The 20,164-nt window shown below is 72.4% G+C and carries 20 protein-coding genes and 1 pseudogene; 10 read left to right on the forward strand and 11 right to left on the reverse strand.

All coding sequences use genetic code 11. From position 1 onward, the window contains the following. Positions 1-2: 2 nt before the first annotated feature. Positions 3-707, forward strand: a complete 705-nt coding sequence (locus ACFYW5_RS30080) for a response regulator transcription factor (RefSeq protein WP_389420256.1) — start codon at positions 3-5, stop codon at positions 705-707. After that, positions 704-2,530 carry a sensor histidine kinase gene (locus tag ACFYW5_RS30085; protein WP_389420257.1) on the forward strand — a complete coding sequence of 609 codons (1,827 nt, stop codon included), beginning with the start codon at positions 704-706 and terminating at the stop codon, positions 2,528-2,530. Before ACFYW5_RS30080 ends, ACFYW5_RS30085 begins: the two co-directional genes overlap by 4 nt. 7 nt (positions 2,531-2,537) lie before the next feature. On the opposite strand, the gene ACFYW5_RS30090 is transcribed toward ACFYW5_RS30085, so the two are convergent. Both ACFYW5_RS30090 and ACFYW5_RS30095 read right to left on the reverse strand, forming a co-directional pair. Beyond that, entirely contained in the window at positions 2,538-2,792 is a 255-nt protein-coding gene (locus ACFYW5_RS30090) for a WhiB family transcriptional regulator (RefSeq protein ID WP_389420258.1), read from the reverse strand. Between the two features lie 111 nt (positions 2,793-2,903). Beyond that, a complete protein-coding gene (locus ACFYW5_RS30095) occupies positions 2,904-4,118 on the reverse strand; it encodes a saccharopine dehydrogenase family protein (protein ID WP_389420259.1) in 1,215 nt (404 codons plus the stop codon). Positions 4,119-4,242: 124 nt separating this feature from the next. Between ACFYW5_RS30095 and ACFYW5_RS30100 the strand changes: the two genes are divergently transcribed. After that, positions 4,243-4,947 carry a TetR/AcrR family transcriptional regulator gene (locus ACFYW5_RS30100; RefSeq protein WP_389420260.1) on the forward strand — a complete coding sequence of 235 codons (705 nt, stop codon included), beginning with the start codon at positions 4,243-4,245 and terminating at the stop codon, positions 4,945-4,947. Between the two features lie 19 nt (positions 4,948-4,966). On the opposite strand, the gene ACFYW5_RS30105 is transcribed toward ACFYW5_RS30100, so the two are convergent. Beyond that, a complete protein-coding gene (locus ACFYW5_RS30105) occupies positions 4,967-5,863 on the reverse strand; it encodes a LysR family transcriptional regulator ArgP (protein ID WP_389420345.1) in 897 nt (298 codons plus the stop codon). A gap of 69 nt (positions 5,864-5,932) precedes the next feature. On the opposite strand from ACFYW5_RS30105, the gene ACFYW5_RS30110 reads away from it, so the two are divergent. Further along, positions 5,933-6,547 (forward strand): LysE/ArgO family amino acid transporter, encoded by a 615-nt coding sequence (locus ACFYW5_RS30110; RefSeq protein ID WP_389420261.1) that lies wholly within the window; start codon positions 5,933-5,935, stop codon positions 6,545-6,547. Between the two features lie 81 nt (positions 6,548-6,628). Next, positions 6,629-7,183: pseudogene (locus ACFYW5_RS30115) on the forward strand (MFS transporter); the annotation flags it as partial. 6 nt (positions 7,184-7,189) lie between these two features. On the opposite strand, the gene ACFYW5_RS30120 reads toward ACFYW5_RS30115, so the two are convergent. From ACFYW5_RS30120 to ACFYW5_RS30130, 3 genes are all read right to left on the reverse strand, one after another. Beyond that, positions 7,190-7,645: a cyclic nucleotide-binding domain-containing protein gene (locus tag ACFYW5_RS30120; protein ID WP_389420262.1), complete on the reverse strand. Its 456-nt coding sequence runs from the start codon at positions 7,643-7,645 to the stop codon at positions 7,190-7,192. Positions 7,646-7,913: 268 nt separating this feature from the next. Then, positions 7,914-9,389: an aminotransferase class I/II-fold pyridoxal phosphate-dependent enzyme gene (locus ACFYW5_RS30125; protein ID WP_389420263.1), complete on the reverse strand. Its 1,476-nt coding sequence runs from the start codon at positions 9,387-9,389 to the stop codon at positions 7,914-7,916. Between the two features lie 42 nt (positions 9,390-9,431). Next, on the reverse strand, positions 9,432-9,653 hold the full coding sequence (locus tag ACFYW5_RS30130; RefSeq protein WP_389420264.1) for a hypothetical protein: 222 nt from the start codon (positions 9,651-9,653) through the stop codon (positions 9,432-9,434). Positions 9,654-9,795: 142 nt separating this feature from the next. On the opposite strand from ACFYW5_RS30130, the gene ACFYW5_RS30135 reads away from it, so the two are divergent. The 4 genes from ACFYW5_RS30135 (at position 9,796) to ACFYW5_RS30150 (ending at position 12,442) form a co-directional block, all read left to right on the forward strand. Then, positions 9,796-10,197 carry an ATP-binding protein gene (locus ACFYW5_RS30135; RefSeq protein WP_389420346.1) on the forward strand — a complete coding sequence of 134 codons (402 nt, stop codon included), beginning with the start codon at positions 9,796-9,798 and terminating at the stop codon, positions 10,195-10,197. Positions 10,198-10,258: 61 nt separating this feature from the next. Next, positions 10,259-11,080 carry an ANTAR domain-containing protein gene (locus ACFYW5_RS30140; protein WP_389420265.1) on the forward strand — a complete coding sequence of 274 codons (822 nt, stop codon included), beginning with the start codon at positions 10,259-10,261 and terminating at the stop codon, positions 11,078-11,080. A gap of 59 nt (positions 11,081-11,139) precedes the next feature. Further along, on the forward strand, positions 11,140-11,982 hold the full coding sequence (locus ACFYW5_RS30145; RefSeq protein ID WP_389420266.1) for a DUF1206 domain-containing protein: 843 nt from the start codon (positions 11,140-11,142) through the stop codon (positions 11,980-11,982). 28 nt (positions 11,983-12,010) lie between these two features. Beyond that, positions 12,011-12,442, forward strand: a complete 432-nt coding sequence (locus ACFYW5_RS30150) for a hypothetical protein (RefSeq protein ID WP_383308988.1) — start codon at positions 12,011-12,013, stop codon at positions 12,440-12,442. Positions 12,443-12,448: 6 nt separating this feature from the next. On the opposite strand, the gene ACFYW5_RS30155 is transcribed toward ACFYW5_RS30150, so the two are convergent. The 4 genes from ACFYW5_RS30155 to ACFYW5_RS30170 form a co-directional block, all read right to left on the reverse strand. Further along, the gene (locus ACFYW5_RS30155; RefSeq protein ID WP_389420267.1) at positions 12,449-14,560 is read right to left on the reverse strand and encodes an FUSC family protein; all 2,112 of its coding nucleotides are present in this window, start codon (positions 14,558-14,560) and stop codon (positions 12,449-12,451) included. A gap of 113 nt (positions 14,561-14,673) precedes the next feature. After that, positions 14,674-16,041: an NAD(P)/FAD-dependent oxidoreductase gene (locus ACFYW5_RS30160; RefSeq protein ID WP_389420268.1), complete on the reverse strand. Its 1,368-nt coding sequence runs from the start codon at positions 16,039-16,041 to the stop codon at positions 14,674-14,676. A gap of 195 nt (positions 16,042-16,236) precedes the next feature. Then, positions 16,237-16,668: an ATP-binding protein gene (locus tag ACFYW5_RS30165; RefSeq protein ID WP_389420269.1), complete on the reverse strand. Its 432-nt coding sequence runs from the start codon at positions 16,666-16,668 to the stop codon at positions 16,237-16,239. 47 nt (positions 16,669-16,715) lie between these two features. Next, positions 16,716-18,617, reverse strand: coding sequence for an AMP-dependent synthetase/ligase (locus ACFYW5_RS30170; RefSeq protein WP_389420270.1), 1,902 nt, complete (start codon positions 18,615-18,617; stop codon positions 16,716-16,718). Positions 18,618-18,783: 166 nt separating this feature from the next. Between ACFYW5_RS30170 and ACFYW5_RS30175 the strand changes: the two genes are divergently transcribed. Next, the gene (locus ACFYW5_RS30175; protein ID WP_389420271.1) at positions 18,784-19,017 is read left to right on the forward strand and encodes a DUF6480 family protein; all 234 of its coding nucleotides are present in this window, start codon (positions 18,784-18,786) and stop codon (positions 19,015-19,017) included. Positions 19,018-19,030: 13 nt separating this feature from the next. Here ACFYW5_RS30175 and ACFYW5_RS30180 read toward each other — a convergent pair whose 3' ends face one another. Next, positions 19,031-20,122, reverse strand: a complete 1,092-nt coding sequence (locus tag ACFYW5_RS30180; protein ID WP_389420272.1) for a glutamate--cysteine ligase — start codon at positions 20,120-20,122, stop codon at positions 19,031-19,033. Positions 20,123-20,164: the final 42 nt, after the last annotated feature.

Genomic DNA, 20,164 nt, shown 5'->3' on the forward strand with positions numbered 1-20,164 from the left:
GCGTGTGCGCACATGTGCTGGTCGCCGAGGACGACGAGATGCAGGCCGAACTGATCCGGCGCTCCCTGCTGGCGGAGGGTCACACCGCCACCGTGGTCCACGACGGCCCCGCCGCCCTGGACGCCGTCCGACGATTGCGCCCCGACCTGGTCGTGCTGGACCTGATGCTCCCCGTGATCGACGGCTTCGGGGTGTGCCGGGTGCTGCGCCGCGACCCCGGGAATCCGGACATCCCGGTGCTGATGCTGACGGCCCGTTCCGCCGAGGACGACGTCCTGCTCGGTCTCGAACTGGGCGCCGACGACTACATGACCAAGCCGTACAGCCCGCGCGAGCTGATGGCCCGTATCCGCACGGTGCTGCGGCGCAGCGGGCGGGCCGCGGACCGGCGGGAGGATCCCGTCGTACGGGCGGCGGGCCTCGCCGTCGATCCGGTGCGGCACGAGGTGCGGTGCGACGGGGAGCCGGTGGAGTGCACGCCCGCCGAGTTCCAGATCCTGCTCGCCATGACCGCCGAGCCCGAGCGGGTGTTCTCCCGGCGGCAGTTGCTGGAGTGCACCCGGGGCACCGACCGGGCCTCCACCGAGCGGGCCGTGGACGTCCACATCATGAACCTGCGCCGCAAGGTCGAGGCCGATCCACGGCGGCCGGTCCGGCTGCTGACGGTGTTCGGGGTGGGCTACAAGCTGAGCGGCGGCCGCGGATGAGATCCGGCATACCCCTGCGCAAGCGGCTTCTGGTGCGGCTGCTGATCGCCTCGGTGCTGATCGCGGTGTGCTCGGTGGCGGCGACGGCCTGGCTGGCGGTGGAGACCACCACGCGCGCCCTGCGCGAGGAACAGGGCCAGGTCCTCGCCGACGACATGGACGTCCTCGACCGGCTCAGCGGCTACGCGGCCACCCACCCCGACTGGAAGGGCGTACCGGGCACCCTGCGCGAGCTGTCCGACCGGATCGGCCGGCGCATCGCCCTGACCACCGGCGACGGCACGGTGATCGCCGACTCCGCGGCGCCCGGCACCCCGCTGCCGCCGCGGGCCGCAGCCACCGTCGACCCGCTGACCATCGACACCCACACCGACCGCGGAGCCCAGCGCGGCGGCACCGACCCGCGGGTGGCCGGCCCCTACCGGCTGCCCGCCGGTGAACGCGCGCGGCTGGACCGACTGGCCGGCCAGCGGCGCGCATGCTTCGCCCGCAACGGCATCGAGGCGACCGTGGAGCGCACCCCGAGCGGCCGCCCGGTCCTCACCGACGACGACGGCAGCGCCCTCGACTACGTGCCCGTGGAATGCGCCGACGGGCGGCTCAACACGCCCACCGCCACCGAGGACAAGGCGCTGACCGAGCTGACCGAACGCGCCCGCGCCTGCCTGGACGCGCGGGGCCTGGACTTCCACGAGCCGCTCTTCGTCGCCGTGGACGTCACCGAGCGCAGGATGACCACCCGCTACCTCATGGGCAAGCTCCTGGCGCAACCGCACGAGAGCGCCCAGCGGCAGGCGCAGGACTGCGTCGAGCAGGCCCGCCGGGTCCAGCTCGACCCCTATGTCGCCCCGCCCGCCCACCTGTACCTCGGCGTCGGGGACCGGCCCGCCGTCCGCTTCGACCTGTCCCCGGCCAACTGGACCAAGGTCGTGGGCGCCGCGGGCCTGGTGCTCGCCGTCACCGTGGCCGTGACCGCCGCCGTCGCCACCCGGCTGGTCAGGCCGCTGCGGGCGCTGACCGCGGCCGCCCAGCAGCCCCCGGACCGGCATGTGCGGGTGCCCGTCACCACCCGGGACGAGACCGGGATCCTCGCGGCGGCGTTCAACGAACTCACCGACCGCCGGGCCCGGTTGGAGGCCCAGCGCAAGGCGATGGTCAGCGACATCGCCCATGAACTGCGCAGCCCGCTCACCAACATCCGCGGCTGGCTCGAGGTCACCCGGGACGGCCTGGTCGACCCCGACCCCGCCCTGCTCGGCTCGCTGCACGAGGAGGCGCTCGTCCTGCAGCGCGTCATCGACGATCTCCAGGACCTCGCCGACGCCGACGCCGGCACCCTGCGGCTGCACCGCGAACCGGTCCGCGCCGACGAACTCCTCGACCAGGTCGCCGCCGCCCACCGGGTCGCCGCCGACGCGGCAGGGGTCACCCTGCGCACCATGGCGCAGGGTGACCCCTGGCTGGACGCCGACCCGGTACGGATGCGGCAGGCGCTCGGCAACCTCGTCTCCAACGCGCTGCGGCACACCCCCTCAGGCGGCACCGTGACCCTGTCCGCGCGCCACGACGGCGACGCCGTGGTCCTGGAGGTCACCGACACCGGCTGCGGGATCGCGCCCGAGGATCTGCCGCACGTCTTCGACCGCTTCTGGCGGGCGGAGAAGTCCCGCAGCCGCCGCACCGGTGGCAGCGGACTCGGCCTGCCCATCGTCCGCCATCTGCTGGCCGCCCACGGCGGTACGGCCGAGGCGGCGAGCGAACCCGGCACCGGCGCGGTGTTCACGCTCCGGCTGCCCGGGTGCGGCCCGCCGCAGGACAGCTGACCGTCTGCTACCCGCTGCGGCGGCGCGCGGAGGCCCGCCGCCGCAGCAGCGACACGCGTTCCGTCTCGGTCGTCGCGCCCCAGACACCGACCGCCTGGCGGGTGTCCAACGCCCACTCCAGACACCGCTCCTGCACCGGACAGCGCCGGCACACCTCCTTCGCCTGCTCCGCCTGCATCAGTGCCGGCCCCGAGGTACCGATCGGGAAGAAGAGTTCGGGGTCCTCGTGACGGCATTCGGCCCGGCCGCGCCAGTCATCCATCGAAGTCACCTGCGCCCTAACGTCGTTCATGCCTTTCGGATGCGTTTAGTCGCTTTCGGGTGACCTGCCGACACGGAAGTGAAACCACGGATTTCTGAGCCGGCCCCGCGATCACTGCTCGCGCAGGCCCCACGGGGAGCCGTAGGCGGTCAGCAGATCCAGGAACGGACGGGCCGGGAACGCCTCCGGACCGAGCACGCCGGCGCCCGACCAGGCACCGCCGGCGAGGAGTTCGAGCGCGACCACCGGGTTGACGGCCGTCTGCCACACCACGGCCTGGCTGCCGTACTCGGCCATCGACCACGCGTTGTCGACGACGTGGTACAGGTACACCTCGCGCGGCGCCCCGTCCTTCACGCCCCGCACCCAGGTGCCCGCACAGGTCTTGCCGCGCATCCGCTCGCCGAGGGTCGCCGGGTCGGGCAGGCAGGCGGCGACCACGTCCCGGGGCGAGACCCGCACCGGCCCGTCGGGGCCGGGCACGGTCACCGGCTCGGTGCGGTCCAGGCCCAGCAGATGCAGCGTCTTGAGGGTGCTGATGAACTCCTCACCTAGCCCGTACTTGAAGGTGACGCGGCGGGCGTCCACCCAGCGCGGGACCAGCAGCACCTCCTCGTGCTCCACGTTCACGCACTCCACCGGCCCGATGCCCTCCGGGAAGTCGAACACCTCGGGCTCGCTGAAGGGCTCGGTCGTGAACCAGCCCCGGTCGGCCTCGTAGACGACCGGCGGGTTGAGGCATTCCTCGATCGTGGTCCAGATGCTGAAGGAGGGGGCGAAGTCGTAGCCGTCGACGGTGAGGTTCGCGCCGTCCCGGACGCCGATCTCCTCGATCTCGTCGAAGAGTTCGTCGGCCGCGTACCGGGCGAAGACATCGGACAGACCCGGCTCGACGCCCATGCCCACCAGGGCCAGCGCGCCGTCCTTCGCCCACGCGTCGGCCTCGGCGAACTGCTCGTCACCGAGTTTGACGCCGCACTCGCGGTACGGGTGCTCGGCGTGCGGACGCGACAGGGACATCGCCATGTCGACATAGGTGGCCCCGGCGGCGCGCGCCGCCCGGAACAGCGGCATCACGAAGCGCGGGTCGGTGGCGTTGACCAGGACGTCGCAGGAGTGGCGCCGCAGCAGCGCGGCCACCGCGGCCTCGTCGCCGGCGTCGACCCGCTCGGCCAGGAACCGGGGGTCGTCGAGGTGGGCGACGGCCGCCTCGGCACGCGCCGGGTCGAAGTCGGCGACGATCATCGCCTCGAAGAACGTACGCCGGGCGGCGATCCGGGTGACAGCGGTGCCGACACCGCCGACGCCCACGAGCAGTACACGCATGACGAGAACTCCCTGTCGGAGCAGATCAAAAGGACTGGGAAAGAACGCGGGGCCCCGACGGAGATACAACGCCCGCCTCTCACGTAAGGTCAATGGCGTTGGCATAAGACGGCAGGAGGCAGGCGTGCCCAAACCAGTGGTCCCCGAGGAGAAGCGGCGCCGGCGCCGTCCGACCAAGAGCGGCACGGTGCTGTCCGAGGCGCTGATCGTGGAGACCGCGCTGCGGCTGCTGCGCGAGCACGGCAGCGCCGGGCTCACCGCCCGCCGCCTCGGGCTGGCCCTGGACGCCGATCCGAGCACCCTGTACCGGTACTTCCGCGGCATGGACGACCTCACCCTCGCGATCGGCGACGCGCTCATCGGACAGGCCCTGCACGGCTGGCGGCCGACAGGGGAGTGGCGGGCGGACCTCAGGACGGTCGGCCTCAGGATCCACGCCGCCTACGTCGCCCATCCGCAGGCCGCGCTGCTGACCACGAACCGGGTCACCGGCCGGGCCAACGAACTCGCCGCCGACGAGGCAGTGCTGGACGTGCTGCGGACCGCCGGTTTCCCGCTCGCCGAGACGGTCCGGATCTACCACGCCTTCATCGACCAGACCCTGGCCTTCGCCGCTCTGGACGCCGCCTCCCTGGCCCTACCGAGCGCCGCGCTGCGCGCCGACGAGGCGATGTGGCGCTCCACGTACGCCCGTCTGCCCCGCACCAGCCATCCCCGCATCGCCGAGGCGGCCCCCCTGCTGGCGACCCGCATGGTGACCAGCGCCTATCCGACGGCGCTGGAAATGCTCCTGGACAGCGCGCAGGCCCGGCTGGACCCGGCGCGCTAGCTCCGTCTGTCAGGTGGATCTAGACGTCCAGCACCTCGGCCGCCGTCCTCGCCACCACCTCCGCGACCGTCGCCAGCGCGGGGGAGTCCAGCTTCCACTGCTGCCAGTACAGCGGCACGTCCACCGGCCGCTCCGGGGCGAGGGAGACCAGCCGGCCGTCACGCAACCGGGCGCCGGCCTGGATCTCCGGCACCATGCCCCAGCCGAGCCCTGCCTCGACGGCTGCCAGGAACCCCTCCGACGTGGGGATCCGGTGCCGGACCGCGCCGGTGCCGTCCCGGCGCAGGCGGCGCAGGAAGGCGTCCTGGAGTTCGTCGCTGCGGTCGAAGGTCACCACGGGTGCTTCCGGCAGCGCCTGACGCAGCGGTCCGGCGAGATACCGCTCGACGAAGCCGGGGCTCGCCGCGGCGACGTACCGCATCCTGCCGAGCGGCCGTACCGAACATCCCGCCACCGGCTCGGCCGCGGAGGTCACCGCCGCCATCACCAGGCCCTCCCGGAGCATCGCCGCGGTATGGGCCTCGTCCTCGCGGCGCAGTTCGAAGCAGAGCCGTGGGTCGGACGGTACGCGGGTGAGGGCGTCGAGGAACCAGGTCGCCAGGGAGTCGGCGTTCACCGCGACCGACACCCGGGTCGGTTCCCGCTCCGCGCCGCCCATGCCCAGCTCGGCCCGCGCGTCGCGCTCCAGCCGGGCGAGCTGGCGCGCGAACCGCACCACGACGGCGCCCGACTCGGTGGGGCGCACCGGTCTCGTCCGCACCAGCAGCACGCGCCCCGTGCGCTGTTCGAGCGCCTTCACCCGCTGGCTGACCGCGGAGGGCGTCACATGCAGCTCGGCCGCGGCGGCCTCGAACGTCCCCTCGTCCACCACCGCGAGCAGCGTACGCACTTGGTCCAGCGGCAGCTCCGTCACCATCACGAGAGCTAAGGGTACGTAAGAATCTTTAGCTGTACACAAGGTGGGGGCATCTCTAGCGTCGGAGCCATGCCCATCGCTCTCACCACCGCCGCCGCCGGTTTCGGCACCGGCCTCTCGCTCATCGTCGCCATCGGCGCCCAGAACGCCTTCGTCCTGCGCCAGGGCATCCGCCGCGACGCGGTCCTCGCCGTCGTCGCCATCTGCGCCCTGTCCGACGCCGCGCTCATCGCCCTCGGCGTCGGCGGCGTCGGCGCGGTCGTGGTGGCCTGGCCGGGCGCGCTGACGGCGGTCGGCTGGATCGGCGGAGCGTTCCTGATCGCCTACGGCGTCCTCGCCGCCCGGCGCGTGTTCCGTCCGGCCGGTGCGCTGCGGACGGACGGGGACGCCACGGGGTCGCGCAGGCGCGCGGTGCTGACCTGTCTGGCGATGACCTGGCTCAACCCGCACGTCTACCTCGACACGGTGTTCCTGCTCGGCTCCGTCGCCGCCGACCGCGGTGACCTGCGCTGGACGTTCGGGCTCGGCGCCGTCCTCGCCAGCCTGTGCTGGTTCACCGCGCTCGGCTACGGTGCCCGCCTGCTCAGCCCGCTGCTCGCCCGCCCCGCGGCCTGGCGGATCGTCGACGCTCTGGTCGCCGCCATGATGCTCGTCCTCGGTGCGTCACTGATCCTCGGCAGCTGAGATCACGCACCCCGAACTCCCGCCCGGCACGAGTCAGGCGCCGCCGGGTCATGGACACCCGCCCGCTGCGCCGCCCCGCCCAAGGCCTTCTTCGGGCTGAACGCGCCGACCCGCAACGCCTCCGTCGCCCGGCTCGTCCCGGCGGACGAACTGACGGCCAACGCCGTCGGCTCGACCGTGATGCATCGGGGCCGGGTTCCGTTACCTCGCCCTGCACAAGGTGCTGCCGCTGTCGTTCCTCGCCGATGTGATCGCCATGGTCCTCGGCATGCCCCGGGCCCCGTTCCCGCAGCTCGCGCCGAGACCTACGGGTCCTACGGGTCCTACGGCGAAGGCCTCGCGCTCGGTGTGCTGTTCGCCGCGATCCCGGTCGGCGCGGTGCTCGGCGGGCTGTTCTCCGGCACCTTCTCCCGGGCACGCCGGCACGGCCTGATGGTGATCGGCGCCGTGGTCGCCTGGGGCGCCGCCATCAGATGCGCGGCCGGATGCAGGGTGTCCTCACGGTCGTCGTCGCGGGCGGACCGCGCCGGCGTGCTGCACGGCACGGCGGGCTCGGCCTTCGGCGCGCGCCAGGCCGTCGTGGCGGTGCTCGGCCTGGCCCTCGCCGTCCCGGCACTGCGCCGCTACCGGGTCTGACGCCCCCTACAGGGCGCTGCGCCGGCGCATCCCGTACTGCTCCATGAGCTTGCCCCGGGTCATCTCCAGCCGGTGCGCGAGAATCTCGGCGACCGTGCGGACCAGGATCATGCCGAGCTGCTGGTCCTCCTCGCACAGCCGGAGCACGGCCGCGGCGTCGAACTCATAGGCGCGCACAGGGCTGAAAGCCTCCGCGCCGAAGTCCCACCGGTACGGCGGGAAGAGCCAGGACCAGCCCAGCAGATCGCCGGAGCCGAGGCTGGCGACGGTGACCCGCTGCACGGAGGTCACCTGCTGGTCCAGCGATACGGCGCCGGAGCGGATCACCCAGAACCGGTCGGCGGTGCCGCCGGCCTCGAAGATACGGGCGTCCTCCGGGAAGGAGACTTCCTTGGCCGCCGTCATCAGAAGGCTGCGCTGCGGCGGGGGAAGGGCGGTCAGCAGTTTGGTCGCTTTGGTCATGACACGGGGCTCCTCGCCGGCGTCGGGGTTCCGGGGCTTTCCCTACGCCCATTTCAGCCGCTGCCGAGCCGAAGAGCACCTTGACGGACTACAGAACCGGTGGAGATTTCCGCGGGCATGAAAAAGCCCTGGCTGGACGGGGGAAGCCAGCCAGGGCCGTATGCGGGGTCCGGGGGACGGTTCACATCGACCCCGCGACCACGTATGGATGAACGGTAAACCATCTCTGGTCGTCGTGTGAAACCGGCAGCGGGTCACGTGACCCGTTTCACTCCGGGTCCGCCGTCACCCGGATCGTCTCCAGGCTCGTATCGCTCGGATCCGGCAGATTCATGCCCGCGTCGCGGCCGGTGAGCACGTATCGCAGCACCGGCTCGGTCAGCCGCTCACCGGGCAGGACGACCGGGATGCCCGGCGGATACGGCGTGATCATCTCGGCCGCGATCCGGCCCGCCGCCTCCTGGACCGGCACGTCCTCGGCGGGCCCGAAGAAGGCGTCCCGCGGCAGCCGGGCCTGCTCCAGTCGCAGCTCGGCCGGGGGCGGCACCGCCACGCCGGGGACCGGGCGCAGCCCCGGCGCCGCGGCCACCAGATCCTTCAGCGCGGCGATCAGCTCGCCCGTCGTCTCCTCGTCGTCCCCGTGCGTGATCTGCGCGCCGATCCGCCGGTGGTCGTTGAGATGGACGTCGACCTCGCGGTGCCGGCGCAGCCAGTCCGCCGCCCGGTACCCGGTGATGCCGAGGCCGTCGACCTCGACGGTGACCGTCAGCGGATCGAGGTCGTCCGCGAGGCCGGCGCCGCAGAAGTCGTCCCGGTCGTTGACATGCAGGCCCTCGAGCCGCTCGATGTCCTCCCGCAGCCGGGCCGCGAGGTCCAGCGCCCCGCCCATCAGGTCCTTGCCGCGCAGCGCCATCTGGCGACGCCAGCCGTCCAGACCCGCGTAGATCAGCACCGAGGGGCTGGTGGTGCTGAGCAGGTCCGAGCGCATCTTGAGCAGCTGGGGCGGCACCAGGTCGCCCTGGAGATGGAAGACCGAGCCCTGTTCGAGCCCGCTGCCCATCTTGTGGACGCTGGTCACGCAGATGTCCGCGCCGGCGTCCATCGCCCAGGTCGGCAGATCCGGATGGAAGGGCAGATGCGCCCCCCAGGCCTCGTCCACGATCAGCGGCCGCCCGCGCCGGTGGCAGACGTCGGCGACGGCCTGCAGATCGGCGCAGGTCCCGTACGGCGTGGGGCTGGTGACCAGGGCACCCTTGGCGTCGGGATGCGCGTCGAAGGCGCGGTCGAAGTCCGCCGCGGACGGGGGATGTGCCAGGTGCCGCTCGGCGTCCCACTGGGGTTCCACCCAGACCGGCTCGATCCCGGCGATGATCAGCCCCGACACCACGGCCTTGTGGGCGTCTCGCCCGATCAGCAGCCGCTCGTGCGGGCCGGCGACGGACAGCATCGCCGCCTTGACGGACAGGGACGAGCCACAGGTGGTGAAGAACGTGTGGTCGGCGTGGACCACGTCGGCCATCAGTTCCTCGGCCCGCTCCAGCACCCGGCCCCGGGTGAGCCGGTCGTCGAGACCGCCCGAGGCCAGCACATCGCCGAGGAAGACCGCGTCACCGAGGATCTCCCGGACCGCCGGATCCGCGCCGCGGGCCTGCTTGTGCCCGGGCGGGGAGAACGACGTCCGCCCTTGACGGTGGTAGTCGGCCAGGGCCTCCAGTACCGGTGCTCGCTCGTGATCGAGTTTCATGCGGGAGCGGGTTCCCGACAGGGCGGCCACCAACCGGGGCCCTCAGGGCTCCTGCGCATGCGCGCCCGGTGTCACGATCTCGTCCAGCACCCGCAGCACGGCCTCATAGGCGACCGCCCGCACGTCGGCGTCCCGCGCTCCGTCCGGATCACTCGCCCGCAGTTCGACGCTGCGGGTCCGCCAGGTCTGCTCCTCCTGACGCGCGCAGGTCCGGGCGCGCTGGATGCGCCGTAGCAGTTCGTCTGAGTCCACGACATCGGTCATGGATTCCGCGTACCCCGTGGTGGCCGGTTCGAGCGTCCGGTCGGGTGCCGGAAGGTTTGACCCGCCCGGTAAGGGCGAGCCGGAAGAAGGGGCCGCAAGGCGCCCGGTGGGAGCCCTCCATACCGATTCACGGAGTCAGATGATGCGCGGGGAGCACAACACACAGTCCGTGAGCGAACCGGCCCAGGCACGCAGGGCCGTGGAACGCGCGGTGGCCGACCACTGCCGCGCCACCGGTGCGGCGCCCGACCGCATGGCGGTCCACGACGCCCTGCTGGTCGCTTCGGAACTCACTACCAACGCAATCGTGCACGGCGGCGGGGTCACCGACTTCCGCGTCGATCTCGTCGATCCCGGCGTACGGGTCTCGGTGAGCGACCGCAGCGACTGCCTTCCGGTGGTCACCGAACCCGGCGAGCGGCGCTCGCCCCGCCGTTTCGGCGGCCACGGCTGGCGGATCGTGTGCCGTCTCGCCCGTGACGTGCAGGTATCCCTGCTGCCCGCGGGCGGCAAACGGATCAGCGCCCTGATGCCGCTGCTCTGAACCTCGCGTGTAGGACGGAACAAAGAGGGCAGGTGCGGTTTCGACCCACCTGAGGAGTTCCATGTCCGATACCGAGGAGGAGCTGGAGCGGCTCCGCGCCGAGGTGCGCGATCTGCGCGCCCGCGCCCTGACCCATCCGCTGATCGCACAGGCCCAGGGCATGCTGCAGGAGCGCTACGCGCTGCCCGACGCGGACAGTGCGTTCTCGCTGATGCGGCGGGCCTCGCAGCACTACAACGTGCGCATGCGCACCCTCGCCGAAGCCGTGGTGACCCTGCCGCGCCCCGACGAGCGCGCGGCGCTGTGGTTCACCGGCCGGGCCCGGACCGTGGAGCCGCCCCTGACCTTTCCGGCCGCCCGGGAGACCGGCAGCGAGACCCGGGGCGCCGTCCTGACGGCGGTACTGAGCCAGACGCTCGCCGTGGTGGACACCGACATGGGCAATGTGCAGCTCGCCGACCGCGCCCGCACCGGGTTGCGGATCGAGAAGCACACCGGGCACACCGCGGACTTCCTCGACTTCTTCGCCTACGTCGGTGCCGACGGCACCGCGTGCGCCCGGGCGGCCCGGGACGTCGCCCAGTTGACCGTGCACGACGTGGAGGCGGACCCGGTCTTCACCGAACCGGCCCGGGAGGCGATCCTCGCCTCGGGCAGCAGGTCCGTCCACAGTGTGCCGCTGGCCACCGCCTCCGGCCAGTGCCTGGGCATCGTCTCGGCACACTTCGAGGGCCTGCTCAAGGACATGACGGCGGCCCAGCTCAAGGCCCTGGAGGAGGTCGGCGCCCAGGCGGGCCGCTGGCTGGCCTGGTACGACCGGACCGTGGTCCTGGACGCCCTGGAGCACCTGCACGCCCTCGGCCGCCGCAGCCGGCGGCGCTGATCCGGCCTTCCGACGTGAGTCCCGCCCCAACCGGGGCATTCGAAGTCCGGGAGGTCCTGATGAATATGAGTGCCGTGGTCGGGGCGGGTCGCACCCCGTCCGGGTCGAAGGCCGCCGGTTCGATGACCGAGGGCGCCGCCCGGGCGGGACTGGCCGCGCGCGGGGTGATCTACCTGCTGGTCGGAACCCTCGCCCTGCAGATCGCCTTCGGCGGCCGGCGCCGCCAGGCGGACCGCCAGGGCGCCCTGGCCGAACTGTCCGAGAAGCCCTTCGGCTCCGTCCTGCTGTGGGCCCTGGGCATCGGCCTGGTCGGCATGGCCCTGTGGCGGCTGTCGGAGGTGGTCTTCGGCCGCGTGGGACCGAAGGGCCACAAGCCCCACAAGCGCCTCCTGTCCGCGGGCAGGTGTCTCTTCTACGGCTTCGTCGCCTACTCCGTGCTGCGCTTCGCGGCGAACGGTGGCAAGGGCGAGGGCGGCGGCTCCACCGACCAGCAGTCCCGCGACATCACCGCGACGGCGATGGAGCTGCCCGCCGGACAGTGGATCGTCGGGGCGGGCGGGGCGGGCATCATGGTCGCCGGGGTGTGGATCGGCGTCCAGGCGATCCGCCGCAAGTACCGCAAGGATCTGAAGCTCGGCGAGATGTCCCGGACCGCACAGCGCCTGACGGACGTGACGGGCGTGGGCGGCGGCCTGGCGCGCGCAGCGGTCTTCGCCGTGCTGGGCGCCTTCGCCGTACGCGCCGCCGTCGACTACGAACCCGACGAGGCCAAGGGCCTGGACGACACCCTGCGCTCGTTCGCCGAGACGGGGCTCGGCCCGTGGCTGCTGGCCGCCGTCGCCTGCGGTCTGGTGCTGTTCGGCCTGTTCTCCTTCATGATGGCCGCCCGGCGACGCGTCTGAGACTCCGGATAAGGGGAACGCGGGGCAGATGAACGACTACGAGCTTTCGCCCGACGGCCGGCCCGTGGACATCTACCTCGGCCTGCTGCGCGCCCGAATGGACACCGAGGACTACCTCCGTCTGCTGGACGTCGTCGAACCCGTTCTGCGGGCCATCGACGAGCGGCGGCTGCCACCGGCCGAGTTCGCCCTGGACGACGACGGCGAGGAGCAGCTGCCCCAGGAGATCCGGGACCAGGCCGCCCTGGTCATCGCCACCGCGGTCACCGGCCGGATGGACAACGAGGTCGTCGAGATCGACCTCGGGGACACCGGCTCGGTACGGGTGGTCACCGACTCGGCCACCGCCTCCGACCCCGACCGCCTCGACGAGATCGCGTCCTACATCAGGACGCGCCGCCACGACGACGAGGAACTGCGCGGCATCGCCGAGGCGAGCGGCCTGCCCACCGACTTCTGACCGGCCTCAGGCGCCGTCCGCCGGGCCGACCGGTGCCCCCAGCGGGCGGGCCAGGCCCACCACGGACTCGTCGAGCCGCTGCAGGTGCCGCAGCACCCGGTCGGTGACCCTGCCGTACCGGCTGCTACCCGGCACCTGCGGCTCCAGCAGCGAGGCGATGCTCGGACCGGTCTCCACCCGGTCCTCGGCCCGCTCGTCGGCGACATGCGCGGCGATGGCCCTGATGTTGTGCGCGATGCGCCGCCCGGCCCCGCGCAGCCGCGGATCCGCCGCGATCGAGGGATGCGTGGGCAACAGCTCGGCGGTCGCCGCCAGCGACCGCGCGTGATAGGCCGCCGTCTCCAGCAGCGCGACCACATAACGGGCGGTGTCACGGCGGGCCCTGAGCGGGGTCACCGGATGCGTCAGCGGCTTGGTCGCCGCCCGCAGATCGGCCAGCGCCTGATCCAGGTCCCGCGCCTGGTCCAGCAGCTCCACCGGCGGCCCGCCGCTCAACTGCTCCACGGCCGTCCCGGTGACCTCCCCCAACCGCTCCAGCACGGTGCCGAGCAGGTCATTGGTCCGCCGGTCGGTGGCGATGGGCAGCACCAGCGCCGCCGCGAACACCCCGCAGGCCGCCCCCAGCGCCGTCTCCTCGATCCGCAGCACCAGCACCGCGAGGCTGTAGGTGTGCAGCAGGGTGTAGAGCAGCCCCAGCGCCGCCGTGACGAAGAACGACATCAGCGTGTACGACAGGGGCGCGGTGTAGAACATGCAGAACACGAAGACCAGCACCAGCGCGAACGCCGTCCAGGTGTGCTGCCCCACCAGCCCCGCCAGCACGATGCCGGCCACCACCCCGAACACCGTGCCGAGCAGCCTGCGGTAGCCCTTCACCAGGATCTCGCCGGTGGAGGAGGTGTTGAGGAAGACGATCCAGCAGGTCAGCACCGCCCAGTACCAGCGGTGACTGGACAGCAGCTCCCCGCCGACGATGGCCAGCGCCGAGCCCACGGCGACCTGCACGGCGGCCCGGGTGGTCGGCCTGCGCAGTCCGGCCGGCTCCTCGGCCGCGGTGTCCTCCGCGCCGTCGATGGCGGCGTCCTCGGCGTCCAGCTCCTCACGGGACCTGGCGGTGGACGGGGTGTCGTCCGACTCGTCCTGCGGCCCGTCCAGCGCGGTCCGCAGCCCCAGGACGGCCCGGGCGGCCTCGCCGATCCCGCGGAATGCGTCCTGCACCGCCGGGGAGGCGGCGGGCAGGTTCTCCTCGTCGCGGTAGGACAGCAGGCGGTTGCGGACCTGGGCGAGCGCGGTGCCGCCCGGGCGCTGGACCAGCAGCTGCAGGCCGCGCAGGTCCCGGCGCAGGGTGTCGGCGGCCTCGTCCCGGACCGGCAGCCGTCCAGCCATCGGGACGGTGGCGCCGGGCAGGTGCAGGGTCAGGGTGTCCGTGCGTTCGGCACTGCGGGCGGTGAGCAGCAGCAGGCCCAGCCGCTCCGCGGCGATCTCCGCGTCCGCCACCCGCCGCTGCACCAGCCGGGCCGTGCTCTCGTCCGCCGTGCCCTCCTCCAGCCGCCCCTGAATCATCAGCGCCGTCTCGTGCAGCCGCGCCGTGCCCTCGCGCACGCTCCGCAACGCCCGGTTTGCTTCTCCGGGGCCCGCGTCCAGCAGCTCCAGCTGGGCCGACACCAGCTGCGCCAACCGGGCCCGGAACGCCTCGCGCAGCCGCTCCAGCGTCCCGGCCGGTGTCTCCGGCACCACCGCGAACCGCACCAGGGCGCTGCACACCACGGCCGTGACCACGGAGACGTACAGCTCGGGCAGGTCCGCGACGGTGGCGCCGACGAACAGGGACACGAAGTACAGCTGGAAGCCGATCAGCCCGAGCGCGGTACCGCGGTCGCCGAACCGGCGGCTGTAGACGGCACCGAAGATCAGGGCGACGAAGAACAGATCACCGGCGATCACATGGGAGTGCAGCAGCGCGGCCAGGGTGACGGAGGTGAGCGCGACCGGCAGGCCGAGGGCGAGCGTGACGGCCTGCGGGCCGCGCTGCTTCTCCCGTACGGCGAAGGTGGAGACCATCGCCGCCATCGCGCCCGCGACCAGATGCGGCACATCGGCGCCGAGCAGGGCGAGCACGACGAGGGCGAGCGCGATCGAGGCGACCGTGCGCAGCCCCGCGGCCAGCCGCAGCAGCCCCGGGTCGGACGCCGCGACCCGGTCCCGCAGCCGTGCCCGCCCCTTGCCGGAGGCTATCCCCGACCCTCCGCCAGGTGCTCCCGCAGCTGCTCCGGCGTCAGATAGGCGTCGGTGTACTCGAAGTCCCTCAGCTTGGCGGGCTTGCGGGCCTGGAAGCCGGTGCGCACGAAGTCGTCGCCGGCGATGGCGTTGAGCACCCAGTTCGTCATCACGCGCGTCTTGGCGACATTGGTGCGCAACGCCGACCAGTGGTAGCCGCGGGCCACCGCCTGGGCGGGCAGCCCGCGCAGTTCGACCCCGAGCGGCTTGGACACCGCGTCCCGGCCACCGAGGTCGACGACGAGCCCGAGGTCCTTGTGGACGTACGGCTTCATCGGCTGGTTGCGCAGGGTCGCGATGACGTTGTCGGCGACGACCTTGCCCTGACGCATGGCGTGCTGGGCCGTCGGCGGGCAGACGGCGCCCTCCTCGCCCTTGGCCCGGTCCGGCACCGCCGCCGCGTCGCCCAGCGCGAACACCCCGTCCTGTCCGGGCAGGTTCATCTCGGCCGTCACCGCGAGCCGCCCCCGGACGGTCTCCGCGCCGAGGGTCTTGATGAGCGGGCTGGCGACGACCCCGGCCGTCCAGATCAGGGTGCGGGTGGGCACCACCCGGCCGTCGGTGAAGGTGACCTCCTCCGGGCTCGCCTTGGCGATGGACACTCCGAGCGAGATCTCGATGCCCCGCTTGCGCAGGACGTCCTGGGCGCTGCGGCCGAGCTTGTCGCCCAGCTCGGGCATGAGTTTCGGGGCGATGTCGATCAGATGCCACTTGATCAGGCTGGGATCCAGCCGGGGGTAGCGCTTGACGGCGGCCCGGGTGAGCCGGTTGAGGCAGGCGGCCGTCTCGGTGCCCGCGTAGCCGCCGCCGACCACCACGAACTGCAGCCGCGACTCCCGCTCCGCCGGATCGTCACTGGCGTCGGCCAGGTCGAGCTGCGAGATGACGTGGTCACGGATGTAGGCGGCCTCGGCGAGCGTCTTCATCCCGAACGCGTGGTCCGTCAGACCCGGGATGTCGAAGGTGCGGGTGATGCTGCCGGGCGCCAGCACGATGTAGTCGAAGCGTTCGTTGACGATCTCGTCGGTGATCGTGCGGATGACGCACACCTTGGCCGCGAGGTCCACGCCGATGGCACCGCCCGGGATGATCCGGGTGCGGTACTTGCGGCTGCGGCGCAAGGAGACCGCGATCGACTGGGGCGTCAGCACGCCGGAGGCGACCTGAGGCAGCAGGGGCAGATAGAGCTGGTAGGCGAACGGCGTCACCAGGGTGACGTCGGCCTCGTCGGCGGCCAGCTTGCGCTCCAGACGGCGAACGCACCCCACTCCGGCGAAGCCTGCGCCAACCACCAGGATCCTGGGTCGTGTCACGGTGTTCATCCCTTCTGCGGCTCCAGGCGGTCTGATACGACGTCGTTCGCCTGCCCCTGGATCGCTGCCTCGCACCTCATCGATCCCACCGCGCTCGCGGCCGCTTGGCCAGTCGGGTGCGGCAGGCAGATGAACGGCATGTTCGAGCCACACTGCCCCACGGGGGGCTTGCGCACACTGGGTTCCCAAAGATCGGCCGCGCAGTCACCACGGCAGGAAGACGTGGACGTCCTTGCCGCGCTCATGGGTGATGACGCCGACCTGATGGCTCAGGCTCTGCACCAGATACCAGCCAACTCCGCGGCCGCCGCTGTGCGGGTCGAAGGCACGCGGGGCCGGCGGCTCCGGACTGGTGTCGCGCAGGACGACGTGCACACCGTCGAAGGCTCTGCTCAAGCGCAGCTCGAACGGGCCCGGGGCGTATTCCACCGTGTTCGCCGCCAGCTCCGTGACCACCAGCAGGATGTCGTCCCGGTGGTCGGGCTCGGCGGGCGGCGAGACCCGCGCCAGGTCACGGAGGTATGCCTCCGCGGCCATGCGTGCCTCGGTCACGTCCGCCAGCGCCCCCGCGAAGCGGACGAGACGGTCTGCAATGTCCTGTCCAGCCAAGGTGTCGTCGTCCGTCTCTCCCCCCATGCACCTGCGCTGTCCGGCTTCCCCGCTCGCCGCGACCTACGCACAGGTCACCGGAAGACGTTGTCCGCGTCGTCCCACACCGCCGACTCGTCCGGCACCGGCTGCCGCCGGGTCCGGGCGCGGGCCTGGTACATCGCGTCGATCTCCAATGCGTAGTGCCGCACGATAGCGTCCCTGCGCAATTTCATCGACGGCGTCAGCAGTCCGTTGCTGAGGTCGAACGGCTCCGGCAGCACCCGGAAGACCCGGATCGACTCCGACCGCGACACCGTGCTGTTGGCGGCCGCCACCGCCCGGGCGATCTCCTCCCGCAGCGCGTTCTCCTCCCGGGCGTCCCGGCTGCGCGGGTCGGAGCGCGGCTGCAGGGTGCCGCGCCAGTACGCCAGGAAGTCCGGGTCCAGGGTGAGCAGTGCCCCGACACAGGGCCGGTTGTCGCCCACCACCACCGCCTGATGGATCAGCGGGTTCATCCGCAGGCGCTGCTCCAGGGCGGCCGGAGCGACGCTCTTGCCGCTGCTGGTGATGATGACGTCCTTCTTGCGGCCGGTGATCGTCAGATAGCCGTCGGAGTCGAGCATCCCGAGGTCCCCGGTGGCCAGCCAGCCACCCCGCAGCACGGCCCGGGTCGCCGCCTCGTCGTTGACGTAGCCCTGGAACACCGACGGCCCGCGCACCAGGATCTCCCCGTCGTCGGCCACCCGGACGTCCATGCCGGGCAGCGCCTTGCCGACCGTCCCCGACCGCTCCTGGCCGGGCGGCTGCGCGGTGACCCCGCCGGCGGTCTCGGTGAGCCCGTACCCGTCGTTGAGGTAGATGCCGATGCCCTCGTAGAACAGGGAGATCTCCCGGTTCAGGGGTGAGCCGCCGGACGTCGCCCGGCGGATCCGGCCGCCCAGGGCGCCGCGCAGCCCGCGGTAGACCGTCCGCTCGTACAGCGCGTGCTGGAGGCGCAGATCGAAGCCGGGCCCGGGCCCCTCGCCGAGCCGGTGCCGCTCCAGGGCCGCGGCGAAGTCCCGTGCCGTGTCGGCGGCCCGCTCGAACAGCGAGCCCCGGCCCGACTGGCGGGCGGAGCGCAGGAAGTTCTTGTAGATCTTCTCGAAGACGGACGGGACGGCGCAGAAGTACGTCGGCCGGAACGAGCGCAGCGCCGAGGCGAGGGAGTCCCCGCCCGGGTCGGACTCGTGGCCCATCAGCATCCCGCCGCGCACGCACAGTCCCTGCACCATGAGCCCGTACACATGCGAGAACGGCAGGAAGGCGAGCACCGACGCCTGTCCTCCCGGCGGCACCACCAGGTGCCCCCAGCCCGCCAGCAGCGTGTCGCACCCGTTGGCCAGGCTCCGGTGGCTCAGCGCGCAGCCGAGCGGGCGGCCGGTGGAGCCGGAGGTGTAGGAGATCACGGCGGTGGAGTCCGGCAGCACGATCCGGCGCAGCGAGTCGACCGCGGCGAGCGGCACGAAGGCCCCCCGCTCGACCAGCTCGTCCAGCGCCCCCGCGTCCAGCTGCCAGACATGCCGCAGCAGCGGCAGCGAGGCGCACACCGAGCCGACGGTCATCACCGACTGCTCGTCCTCGACCACCACGCCCACGCATTTGGCATCGCGGAGGATCCACTCCACCTGCTCCCGCGAGGCGGTCGGGTACACGGGCACGACCTCGGCGCCCACCGCCCACAGGGCATGGCTGAAGACCGTCCACTCGTACCGGGTGCGCGCCATGATCGCCACGCGCCGGCCGGGCGAGATCCCGGAGGCGACCAGACCCTTGGCCACGTCGACCACCGTGTCCCGCACCTCGACCGCGCTGATCTCGGTCCACTCCGCGGAACCGGGCAGGCGGCGCGCCAGCATCGGCAGCGTGGGCTCCAGGAGGGCCCGTTCGAAGATGCTGTCGGCGAGCCCGCCGCCCGGCGGCGCGGTGACGGAGGGAGCCAGGGCGAAGTCGCGCATGCGCAGCTCCTGTCGTGTACACGGTGTGACGCCACCGACGAGGAGGGTTATCGGCGGTGCTCGAATCTAGCCGAGGTACGAGCGAACCGGGCCGGAATCCGACAACTCCGCCGGTGCTGATCCGCCGCCGCTGATGATCTCGGCGAGATCGGGGGACTCGGGGGGCATGAACCACATCAACCCTGATCCGGAGCCCGAGCGCACCACCGGTCTGGAACCGGGCGGTTCGGTACCACCGGGCGAAACCCCGCCTGCGGAGAGCAGCATGCCCGAAGCGGGCCCGCGCGAGACGCACAACCCGACCACGGGCTGGGCCAAGGGCCCGATCCTCGTGATCCTCGTCCTCGCCGTGCTCTGCGCGGGCTTCTTCCTGACCTACGCCATCATGCTCATGCTGTGAGGCGCCTCCCGCCTCACTCGTGAGTGCGCCGGACGCACTCCAGGACCACGTCCCGAAGGCTGCCGGTGCGCTCCAGCAGCTCGCGCTGCACCCGGGCGCCGTTGCCGCGCTCCAGCAGCTCGGCGACGCCCGCCCGGGCCCGCTCGAGGTCGCCGTGGTCCTCCAGCGCCTCCCCGACATGGTCGAGGAGGGCCTGCACCACGGCGCGGGCCGGCATGGGCCGCATGGTCACGGGGTGCAGCAGCTCCTCCGTGACGCCCGCCCGGGCGGCCTGCCAGGCCGCCAGCCGCAGCACGCTGACGCTGTGCGCCGCCGGCTCGATCCCCGCCCGCCACTCCCGTGCGGCCGTCTCCACCAGGCCGCGGGCCAGGTTGGCGATCAGGACGGGCGTGTCCGCGTGCAGACTCACGTCGGACACCCGGATCTCCACGGTCGGGAAGTTCCGGGACAGCCGGGCGTCGAAGTACACCATCCCCTGGTCGAGGATCACCCCGGTGTCGATCATGTCCTGGACGACCTGGTGGTACCGCTCGGCCGACCCGAAGACCTCGGTGGGACCCGCCGACGGCCAGCGCTGCCACACCCGGCTGCGATAGCTGCTGTACCCGGAGTCCTTGCCCTGCCAGAAGGGCGAGTTGGCGCTCAGCGCGCCCAGCACCGACAGCCACGGCCGGATCCGGTCGATGACGGCGACGCCCTCTTCGTCGGACTCCACGCTCACATGCACATGGCAGCCGAGGACGAGCTGCTCCTGGGTGGCGATGCCGTACTGCTCCGCCATCCACTGATAGCGCCGGCCCGCGCCGACGGCCGGGCTGACCGGCAGCGGGGAGGTGGCCAGCGCCGCCACGGCACAGCCCAGCTCCCCGGCGTACCGCGCCGCCTCCTTGCGGCACCGGGCGATCTCCCGGCTCAGGCCGTCCATGCTCGACTGCGGCTCGCTGGCGTACTCCAGCATCTGGTCGTGCAGTTCCTTCTCGAACACGTCGTGCCCGTCCGCGCTCTCCCGCTCGGCGCGGGCGATGATCGCGGCCGACCGGGCCCGCGGTTCACCCGTCTCCGGATCGACAAGGAGGAGTTCTTCCTCCACACCTACGGTGCGCACCTGTGGCACCCCTTCTATGGCCCGACGCGATGACGACGAGGT

This window comes from Streptomyces sp. NPDC002779, assembly GCF_042888685.1.
Lineage (GTDB): Bacteria > Actinomycetota > Actinomycetes > Streptomycetales > Streptomycetaceae > Streptomyces.